This is a genomic window from Micromonospora globispora (assembly GCF_003857015.1).
GTDB classification, from domain to species: domain Bacteria; phylum Actinomycetota; class Actinomycetes; order Mycobacteriales; family Micromonosporaceae; genus Micromonospora; species Micromonospora globispora.
Window position 1 is genome coordinate 1 of record NZ_QGGF01000145.1, and the last position, 8499, is coordinate 8499.

An 8499-nucleotide genomic window follows, 5' to 3' on the forward strand; every position below is an offset into this window, starting at 1 on the left:
CCGACTGGGTCAGCGCGGTCCCGCCCAGGTGCCCGACCAGCGCCCCGTACGTCGCCCAGCCGGCCGCGGCCGCCGCCTCGTAGGTCAGGAACAACCGGTACGGGTAGCGGCTGCGCCCGGCGGAGAAGCAGGCCGCCATCCGGCCTCCGGGCACGAAGCGGCAGAGCAGGATCACCAGTGGTCCCGGCTCGCGCAGTCCCCGCGTCACCCGGCCGGCGACCCGGCGGGCCCGCCCCGGCACGGCGTGCCGCGCCTCCCGGCGGTCCGGGGCACCCCGCCCGATCAGGTAGCAGGCCAGGTCGCCGGCGAAGACGCCAGCCGCGCCCACCGCGATGGTGAGCGGCAGGCTGAGCCCGCCGTAGACGGTCAGCGCACCGCCGGTGATCATGACGGCCTGGGTCGGGATGACCGGCACGAAGGCGTCGGCGACCAGCAGCCCGAGCAGTGCGACGTACGCCCACGTCGGTGACGCGACGTCAGTGATGAGTTCGGCCACGACCGCCACCTCGCCCCCCGATTGCCTGCCTCGAGCCTGATGACGTGTCCGGCGTCACCGGGGCGAGGCCTCGCCCGTGGTGACCGTGCACACGGCAGGGCCACCCGATGAAAACGACGCGACGGCGCGGAATGTGACGGCATGCCGCCGTGGCCTGCGACACCGTCACGGTCGGCGGATCCCCGGTGGTCGGCGTACCGTTGTCGGCGCGCGGCCCCACGGACGTCGGGTCCCCCGTTCTCGACGACCGGGCCGCCGCGGGCCGCCGGCAGGTCCCGTGCCGGCGGCCCGCCCCCTCTCCCCGAAATGCGGGTGCACGCCGCGACGGCGGCCGCGTACCGTCGGGGTATGCGCAGTGCGATGGTGACCACGACGCCGGGAATCCCCGGCGCGCCGCACTGACGTAACCGTCGACGAGGCCCTGGGGCGAACCGCCCCGGGGCCTCGTGGCGTTCCGGGCCGCGTCGCCTCCGGGTCGTACCCCATCAAGGAGAGCGACATGATCGACCACCGCAGGCTCGGCCGGGAGCTGGAGCTGTTCGTCTCCGACCCGCTCGCGGGCGCCGGCCTGCCGATCTGGCTGCCGGCCGGCGCCGCCGCCCGGCACGCCGTCGAGGAGTACGTGCGGGACCTGGAGCGCCGGGCCGGCTACCGGCACGTCTACTCGCCGCCGCTGGGCAAGCGGGAGCTGTTCGAGCTGTCGGGACACCTCGGCTACTTCGCCGACGACATGTTCCCGCCGATGCGGCTGAGCGCCGACGACGAGTTCGTGCTGCGGCCCGCGCTCTGCCCGCACCACGCGCTGGTCTTCCGCGCCCGCGGCCGCTCCTACCGGGAGCTGCCGCTGCGCATCGCCGAACTGGGTGGGATGTACCGGGCCGAGCGCTCCGGCGTGCTGGGCGGGCTGTCCCGGGTACGCGCAATCTCGCTGAACGACGCGCACAACTTCTGCGCCCTCGAGCAGGTCGGCGACGAGGTACGCGAGATCCTCCGGCTGATCCGCGAGGCGCACGCCGCGCTCGGCGTACGGCCGGCCGGGTTCCGGCTGTCGCTGCGCGGGCCGGGGGAGAAGTACGTCGGCGACGACGCCCAGTGGGCGCGGGCCGAGGAACTGCTCCGCGCCGCGCTCGACGGGGTGGACTACCAGGAGGCGCCCGGCGAGGCGGCCTTCTACGGACCGAAGATCGACATTCAGATCGTCGATGCGGCCGGCCGGGAGTCGACCATCTCCACCATCCAGCTCGACTTCGACAAGCCGGAGCGGTTCGACCTGTCGTACACCGCCGCGGACGGGAGCCGACAGCGGCCGGTGATGGTGCACCGGAGCCTGGTGGGCAGCATGGAACGGCTCTTCGCGTACCTGATCGAGGTGCACGCCGGCGCCTTCCCGGCCTGGTACGCCCCGGTGCAGCTGGTGCTGCTCCCGGTCGACGACGGGCAGGCGGAGGTGGCGGTCGACCTGGCCCGCCAGGCGGAGGCGGCCGGTCTGCGCGTCGACGTCGACCTCGCCGGCTCCCTGGGCGCACGGATCCGCGACGCCGCCCGCCGCAGGATCCCGTACGTCGGGGTGGTGGGTTCCCGGGAGGCCGCCGCCGGCCTGGTCTCCCTGCGCCTGCGCAACGGTCGGGGGCTCGACCCGATGCCGGTGGCTGACGCCCTGGGGCTGATCGGGGCGGTGGTGGCCGCCCGCTCGCCCGACCTGCTTCCGGCCGGGTGACTGGTGGCCACGGCTCGCCGGCTCCCGCCCGGGCAGGGCGGGAGCCGGCGTCGGGCCGGGTGTCGGGCGCACCGTCAGCTGCCCGCGACGGCGGGCTGGGGCAGCGAGTCGACGTCGTCAACCACCGCGCCGCTGAACTGGGACTGGTAGAGGCGGTGGTACGCGCCCCGGGCGGCGAGCAGCTCCTCGTGGCTGCCCTGCTCGACGATCCGGCCGTTCTCCATCATCAGGATCAGGTCGGCGTCCCGGATGGTGGAGAGCCGGTGCGCGATGACGAAGCTGGTCCGGTCCGAGCGCAGGGCCGCCATCGCCCGCTGGAGCAGCACCTCCGTCCGGGTGTCCACCGAGCTGGTCGCCTCGTCGAGGATCAGCAGCGACGGCTCGGCCAGGAACGCCCGGGCGATCGTGATGAGCTGCTTCTCGCCGGCGCTGACGTTGCTCCCCTCCTCGTCGATCACGGTGTCGTAACCGTCGGGGAGGCTGCGGACGAACCGGTCCACGAAGGTGGCCCGGGCGGCGGCCAGGATCTCCTCCTCGGTGGCGTCCGGGCGCCCGTACGCGATGTTGTCCCGGATGGTGCCGCCGAAGAGCCAGGTGTCCTGGAGCACCATGCCGATCCGGCCGCGCAGCTCGTCCCGGCGCATCGTGGTGATGTCCACCCCGTCGAGGGTGATCCGTCCGGCGTCCAGCTCGTAGAAGCGCATGATCAGGTTGACCAGGGTGGTCTTGCCCGCGCCGGTCGGGCCGACGATCGCCACGGTGTGGCCGGGCTCGGCGACCAGCGACAGGTCCTCGATCAGCGGCTTGTCCGGGGCGTACCGGAAGGAGACGTGTTCGAACTCGACCCGGCCGTGCGGGTCGGCGATCCGGGCCGGCTGCACCGGGTCCGGGCTCTGCTCCTCGGCGTCGAGGACGGCGAAGACCCGCTCGGCCGACGCCACCCCGGACTGGAGCAGGTTGGCCATCGAGGCGACCTGGGTGAGCGGCTGGGTGAACTGCCGCGAGTACTGGATGAACGCCTGCACGTCGCCGAGGCTCATCGACCCGGAGGCGACCCGCAGCCCGCCGACCACCGCGATCGCCACGTAGCTGAGGTTCCCGATGAAGAACATCGCCGGCATGATGATCCCGGAGATGAACTGGGCCCCGAAGCTGGCCTCGAACAGCTCCTCGTTCTTGACCCGGAAGGCGGCCTCCACCTCGCGCTGCCGGCCGAAGACCTTGACCAGCTCGTGGCCGGTGAACGCCTCCTCGATCTGCCCGTTCAGCTCGCCGGTGTGGGTCCACTGGGCGATGAACTTGCGCTGCGACCGCTTGGCGATCTGACCGGTCACCAGCACCGACAGCGGCACCGCGACCAGGGCGACCAGCGCCAGCAGCGGGGAGATCCAGAACATCATGGCCAGCACGCCGACCACGGTGAGCAGGGCGGTGAGCAGCTGGCTCAGCGTCTGCTGGAGGGTCTGCGAGATGTTGTCGATGTCGTTGGTGACCCGGCTGAGCAGCTCGCCGCGGGGCTGCCGGTCGAAGTAGGGCAGCGGCAGCCGATTGAGCTTGTCCTCCACGTCGGCGCGCAGCCGCAGCACGGTCCGCTGCACCACGCCGTTGAGCAGCCAGCCCTGCCACCACATGAGCAGGCTGGCGGCCAGGTAGAGCGCCAGGGCCAGGGCGAGTACCCGACCGAGCGCGGTGAAGTCGATGCCCACCCCGGGCACCACGTGCATCCGGGCGAGCATGTCGGCGAAGTTGTCGTTGCCGGCCGCCCGTGCCCCGGCCACCGCCTGCTCCCTGGTGGTACCCGTGGGAAGCTGCCGGCCGATGATGCCGCTGAAGATCAGGTCGGTGGCGTGGCCGAGCACCTTCGGCCCGGTGACGCTGAGTCCGACGCTCGCCACCGCGAGGGTGACCACGGCGGCCAGGTGCAGCCGGTACGGCCGCAGTCGCCCCAGCAGCCGCCGGGCCGACGGCCCGAAGTTCAGCGACTTCTCGGCGGGCATGCCCATGTTCATGTGCGGCGGACCGCCGGTGCGCCGCCCGGCGGCGGGCAGCCGCTTCGGCGCTTCCTTTTCCCGTACGGCGGTCATGCCGGCACCTCCGCGGTCTGCTGGGACGCCACGATCTCGGCGTACGTCGGGCAGGTGTCCAGGAGTTCCTCGTGTCGTCCCATCCCGACGACGCCTCCGTCCTCGAGCACGATGATCTGGTCGGCGTCGACGATCGTGGAGACTCGTTGGGCCACGATCACCACCGCCGCGTCCGCGGTGATCGGCCTCAGCGCGGCCCGCAGCCGGGCGTCGGTGCCGAGGTCCAGCGCCGAGAACGAGTCGTCGAAGAGGTAGATCTCCGGCTTGCGGACCAGCGCGCGGGCGATCGCCAGCCGCTGCCGCTGGCCGCCGGAGACGTTCGTGCCACCCTGGGCGATCGCCGCGTCCAGCCCGCCGGGCATCTCGGCCACGAAGTCCCGGGCCTGGGCGATCTCCAGCGCAGCCCAGAGGTCCGCGTCGGTGGCGTCCGGGTTGCCGTACCGGAGGTTGCTGGCGACCGTGCCGCTGAACAGGTACGGCCGCTGCGGCACCAGCCCGGTCCGGCGCCACAGCTCGTCGGGGGCCAGGTCGCGGACGTCCACCCCGTCCACCAGGACCGCGCCGGCGGTCGGGTCGACCAGCCGGGGGATCAGCGTGAGCAGGGTTGTCTTGCCGGCGCCGGTGGAGCCGATGATCGCCGTCGTCCGGCCCGGCTCGGCCCGGAACGAGATGTCGTGCAGTACCGGGGCGCTCGCCCCCGGGTACTGGAAGCCGACGCCGCGCAGCTCCAACTCGCCCCGGCCGGCCACCTCGGTCACCGGGCGGGCGGCGGGCACCACCGACGAGTCGGTGTCCAGCACCTCGACGATGCGTTCGGCGCAGACCGCCGCGCGCGGCACCATCATCAGCATGAAGGTCGCCATCATGACCGCCATCAGGATCTGCATCAGGTACTGCAGGAACGCGGTGAGCGCGCCGACCTGGATCTGACCGGCGTCCACCCGCTGCGCGCCGAACCAGAGCACCGCGACGCTGGAGACGTTGAGCACCAGCATCACCGTGGGGAAGATCAGCGCCTGGAGCCGGCCGATCCGCAGGGCGGTCGCGGTCAGGTCGGCGTTCGCGACGCCGAAGCGTTCCGTCTCGTACGGCTCGCGGACGAAGGCACGGACCACCCGAATGCCGGTGATCTGCTCGCGCAGCACCCGGTTGACGGTGTCGATCCGGGTCTGCATGAGCCGGAAGCCGGGCACCATCCGCCGGATGATCAGGCCCAGCGCGATCGCCAGCACCGGCACGCTGACCAGCATCAGCCAGGAGAGCCCGACGTCCTCGCGGAGCGCCATCACCACGCCGCCGACGCTCATGATCGGCGCGGCCACCAGCATGGTGCAGCTGAGCAGGACCAGCATCTGGACCTGCTGGACGTCGTTGGTGTTCCGGGTGATCAGCGAGGGCGCGCCGAAGCGGTTGACCTCCCGGGCGGAGAAGCGGTTGACGTGGCCGAAGATGAAGCCGCGGACGTCCCGGCCGAAGCCCATCGCGGTCTTCGCGCCGAGGTACACGGCGGCGACGGAGCAGGTGATCTGGAGCAGGCTGACCAGCAGCATCCAGCCGCCGGTACGCATGATGTGGCCGGTGTCGCCGCGGGCGACGCCCTGGTCGATGATGTCGGCGTTGAGGCTCGGCAGGTAGAGCGAGGCCATCGTGCCGACGAACTGGAGCGCCACCACGGCCGCCAGGAGCCGGCGGTACGGGCGCAGATGGTTGCGAAGCAGGCGGATCAGCAAGGACGGCCCCCCGGTGTCGTCTGGTCTGCGGAATCCTGGTCTGGGTTCAACCGCCCGACGTCCCCGTCGGACATGCTCGTGATCAGTTCGGTCAGGAACTCCCGGATCACCGCCTGCTTCGCCGGGTCGGCGTCGACGGAGGTGAGTGGCCGGTTGCTGTGGATCAGGTCGAAGAGGGCCTTGGTGTGCTCGCGGCCCTTGTCGGTGAGGGTGAGCTGCACCGTCCGGCGGTCGTTGGCGTCCCGGCGGCGCTCGACGAAGCCGTCCCGTTCCAGGGTGTCGACGATGCCGGTGAGCGTGGCGGGCCGGACGAAGCAGCGTTCGGCGACCTCACGGTGGGCCGTGTCGCCCATTCGGGACAGGATGAACAGCACCCGCATCCCGGCCGGGGTGAGCCCGTGGTGCTCGGCCAGGTACCGCCCCCAGTGCTGGTCCACGAGGTGCCCGGCGACCGAGACCAGTCGGCCGAGCGGCGCGTGGCTCAGCATGTCGGGGAAGCGGACCAGTGGTTCCATCTTCACGCCAGACACGTTAGCCCCCGGATCGTCAGGCCCCAAACTAATTTCGGGAACGCGACATCTTGTCAATGGCAAGATATGCTCGCTCGCATGACCACGACCCGCGGCTACCACCACGGCGACCTGCGGCGGACCCTGCTGGCGGCGGCTGTCGACGTGATCGGCGAGTCCGGGCCGGTGGCGCTGAGCCTTCGCGACCTGGCCCGCCGGGCCGGTGTGTCGCACGCCGCCCCGGCGCACCACTTCGGCGACAAGGCCGGACTGCTCACCGCACTCGCCGTCGAGGGCTTCGACCTCCTCACCGACGCGCTGGGCCGCGCCGGTGACGACCTCCTCGAGCTCGGGGTGGCCTACGTCCGGTTCGCGGTCGACCACCGGGCCCACTTCGAGGTGATGTTCCGCCCGGAGCTCTACCGCGCCGACGTGCCCGAGGTAGTGGCCGCCCGATCACGGGCCGGGGCCGCGCTGCGCGGTGGCGTCTCCGCCCTCGCGGCTGCGTCGAGCGCCGAGCCGGACCGGGACGCCCTGGCCGCCTGGTCGATCGTGCACGGGTTCGCCACGCTCTGGCTGGCCGGCGCCCTGCCGGCCGGCGTCGGGGAGGACCCGGAGGCGGCGGCCCGATCGGTGATCCGCCGCCTCTTCGAGTGACCTGCCGGCGAGCTACCAGCTCGTCGGCAGCGGCATGCCCTCGGTGTAGCCGGCGGTGCTCTGCACACCGACCAGCGCCCGCTCGTGGAACTCGTCCAGATTGCGCGCACCGGCGTAGGTGAAGGCGCTGCGTACCCCGGAAATGATCTCGTCGATCAGGTCCTCGACGCCCGGCCGGTTCGGGTCCAGGTACATCCGGGCCGAGGAGATGCCCTCCTCGAAAATCGCCTTCCGAGCCCGGTCGAACGCGCTGTCCTCGGCGGTACGCGCGCTGACCGCCCGGGCCGACGCCATGCCGAAGCTCTCCTTGTACCGCCGGCCGTCCTGGTCGGTGTAGAGGTCGCCGGGGGACTCGTACGTGCCGGCGAACCAGGAACCGATCATCACGTTGGACGCCCCCGCGGCCAGCGCCAGCGCCACGTCCCGCGGGTGACGCACCCCGCCGTCGGCCCAGACGTGCCGGCCGAGCGCCCGGGCCGCCGCCGCGCAGTCCAGCACCGCCGAGAACTGCGGCCGCCCCACCCCCGTCATCATCCGGGTGGTGCACATCGCGCCCGGTCCCACGCCGACCTTGATGATGTCCGCACCGGCCTCGATCAGATCGCGTACGCCCTCGGCGGTGACCACGTTGCCGGCCGCGACCGGAACCGCCGGGTCCAGCGCGCGGACCGCCCGCAGCGCGGCGAGCATCCGCTCCTGGTGCCCGTGCGCGGTGTCCACGACCAGGGTGTCGACCCCGGCCTCCAGCAGCGCGGCAGCCTTGCCGGTCACGTCGCCGTTGATGCCCACCGCCGCGGCGATCCGCAGCCGGCCCTTGTCGTCCACGGCCGGCTTGTAGAGCGTGGCGCGCAGCGCGCCCTGCCGGGTGAGCACCCCGACGAGCCGACCTTCGGCGTCCACCACCGGGGCGAGCCGCCGCCGCCCGGCCGAGAGCCGGTCGAAACCGGTACGCGGATCGGCGTCCGCAGGCACCGTGTGCAGCTCGGTCGACATCACGTGCCGGAGCTGGGCGAAGCGGTCCACGCCCACGGTGTCCGCCTCGGTCACCACACCGACCGGGCGGCCGTTCTCGTCGACCACGATCACCGCGCCGTGCGAACGCTTCGGCAGCAGGTGGATCGCGTCGCCGACGGTGTCGGTCGGGCCGAGGGTGATCGGCGTGTCGTGCACCAGGTGCCGCTGCTTGACCCAGGCGACGACGTTGGCCACCACCTCGATCGGGATGTCCTGCGGGATCACCGCGATCGCGCCGCGCCGGGCCACCGTCTCGGCCATCCGGCGGCCGGAGACAGCGGTCATGTTCGAC

The 8499-nt window shown here is 72.3% G+C and carries 7 protein-coding genes; 2 read left to right on the forward strand and 5 right to left on the reverse strand.

The window, feature by feature from the left end:
• Window positions 1-496 (reverse strand): DedA family protein (locus DKL51_RS05220; RefSeq protein ID WP_124811790.1); only part of this gene is annotated, 496 nt, incomplete at its 3' end.
• 499 nt (window positions 497-995) lie between these two features.
• Here DKL51_RS05220 and thrS point away from each other — a divergent pair.
• Window positions 996-2213, forward strand: a complete 1218-nt coding sequence (thrS, locus tag DKL51_RS05225; RefSeq protein ID WP_109944749.1) for a threonine--tRNA ligase — start codon at window positions 996-998, stop codon at window positions 2211-2213.
• Window positions 2214-2287: 74 nt separating this feature from the next.
• Here thrS and DKL51_RS05230 read toward each other — a convergent pair whose 3' ends face one another.
• Genes DKL51_RS05230 through DKL51_RS05240 form a run of 3 tightly spaced genes read right to left on the reverse strand, consistent with a single transcriptional unit; the run spans window position 2288 to window position 6542 of the window.
• Window positions 2288-4297 (reverse strand): ABC transporter ATP-binding protein, encoded by a 2010-nt coding sequence (locus DKL51_RS05230; protein WP_109944748.1) that lies wholly within the window; start codon window positions 4295-4297, stop codon window positions 2288-2290.
• Entirely contained in the window at window positions 4294-6027 is a 1734-nt protein-coding gene (locus tag DKL51_RS05235) for an ABC transporter ATP-binding protein (RefSeq protein ID WP_109944747.1), read from the reverse strand. Before DKL51_RS05235 ends, DKL51_RS05230 begins: the two co-directional genes overlap by 4 nt.
• Window positions 6021-6542, reverse strand: a complete 522-nt coding sequence (locus DKL51_RS05240) for a MarR family winged helix-turn-helix transcriptional regulator (protein WP_109944751.1) — start codon at window positions 6540-6542, stop codon at window positions 6021-6023. Before DKL51_RS05240 ends, DKL51_RS05235 begins: the two co-directional genes overlap by 7 nt.
• Before the next feature lie 93 nt (window positions 6543-6635).
• On the opposite strand from DKL51_RS05240, the gene DKL51_RS05245 reads away from it, so the two are divergent.
• Window positions 6636-7193, forward strand: coding sequence for a TetR/AcrR family transcriptional regulator (locus DKL51_RS05245; protein WP_109944746.1), 558 nt, complete (start codon window positions 6636-6638; stop codon window positions 7191-7193).
• Between the two features lie 12 nt (window positions 7194-7205).
• Here DKL51_RS05245 and DKL51_RS05250 read toward each other — a convergent pair.
• The coding region (locus DKL51_RS05250) for a GuaB1 family IMP dehydrogenase-related protein (RefSeq protein WP_124811791.1) at window positions 7206-8499 on the reverse strand (1294 nt) is incomplete at its 5' end.